The following is a 1,469-nucleotide window of genomic DNA, read 5'->3' as shown; positions in this document are numbered from 1 at the left end:
GATGCGGGCAGCCAGCCCGGATTCAACCAGTCGTTGCAACACCGGCTCTGACCGGCGACTTTAGCTGATCGTCTAGGGCTTCCGCAGGAGTCTTCCAGTCGAGGGTCTTGCGGGGTCTGCTGTTGAGGGTGGCAGCCACCGCGTTGATCTCGTCGGCGGTCCATCGGGACAGATCCGTCCCCTTTGGGAAGTACTGCCTCAGGAGCCCGTTGGTGTTCTCGTTCGTGCCGCGCTGCCAGGGACTATGGGGGTCAGCGAAGAACACCTTCATCCCCGTGTCCGCGCGCAGTTGGGCGTGCTGGGCCAGCTCCTTGCCTCGGTCCCAGGTCAGCGAGCGGCGCATGCGCTCCGGTAGCGTCGCGAATGCGGCGGCGGTCGCTTCCCGGACGGCCTCGGCACCGTGCCCCGCCAGCGCCGGGCCGTTCTTGACGCGCGCCTCGACACCGTAGCCCTCGAGGCGGGGCAGGTGCAGCAGCATGGTGAACCGTGTCGTACGTTCCACGAGGGTGCCGATCGCGGACTGGTTGGTGCCGATGATCAGGTCACCCTCCCAGTGGCCGGCGACCGCGCGGTCGCCGGCCTCGGCCGGTCTCTGGGCGATCACGGTCTCGGGGGTGACGTGGCCGACGGCACGCTGCCGGGAACGCGCCCGGGGAGCGCGCAGCGCCCGCCCGGTCCGCAGGCAGGTGACAAGCTCGCGATCGAGCGCTCCGCGTCCCTGGATGTAGAGCGCCTGGTATATCGCCTCGTGGGAGATCCGCATGGAGTCGTCGTCCGGGAAGTCGACCGGGAGCCGGTTGGCGATCTGCTCGGGGCTCCAGGCCGTCGCCCAACGCCGGTCCTCGCGCCGCGGCTTGTTCCGTCCCTTCCACTCCGGGGTCTGAGGGCCGGACACCGGTGTCCCGTCCGGCAGTTGCACCTCGCCCGACAACCGGGCCTGAACGTAGTCGCGCAGGCGCTCGCAGGCCACGAGCTTCGGGGTCTTGGGGCGCTTGGCCGCCAACTCGGCCTTCCACTGGGCAATCGAGGCCCGGTAGTCCAGCCGGGCGCCGCGCGTGGCGGCGTTGCGCCGCAGCTCCCTCGAGATCGTCGAGGGCGACCGGCCCAGTCGGCGCGCGATTTCCCGCACCCCGATGTCCTGGGCCCGCAGTAGGGCGATCTCCTCCCGCTCGGCGAAGGACAGGTACCGGCCCGAGTCAGGGCCGAGCCGGAGCGTGGGCATGCCGCCGCCCTCACGGAACCACCGCGAGCCGACCACGCCCGACACACCGCACGCGATCCCCGCCTCCTCGCTGGACATCCCCTCCGCGATCCGCACCCAGAACTCCCGCTCCACACCGCGCCGGATCGGCGGCCGCCCCGGCGAACGCATCGCCGGACGCCCCGTCAGCGTCGTGATCCACCCTGCTGGCCGTCCCATGCAACACCACCTCGATCAAGGTGTTGCAACGACCAGTGGAATCCACCCA

General features: G+C 70.5%; 1 protein-coding gene. It reads right to left on the bottom strand.

Annotation, left to right across the window (positions count from 1 at the left end):
• Positions 1 to 22 precede the first annotated feature (22 nt).
• Positions 23 to 1,420, bottom strand: a complete 1,398-nt coding sequence (locus tag ACFYZJ_RS39380; protein WP_388577220.1) for an IS30 family transposase — start codon at positions 1,418 to 1,420, stop codon at positions 23 to 25.
• Between the last annotated feature and the right edge of the window lie 49 nt (positions 1,421 to 1,469).

Origin of the sequence: Streptomyces sp. NPDC001848, assembly GCF_042891915.1 — a bacterium.
Taxonomy (GTDB): Bacteria; Actinomycetota; Actinomycetes; order Streptomycetales; family Streptomycetaceae; genus Streptomyces.
This window is presented reverse-complemented; position numbering and strand designations above follow the sequence as displayed.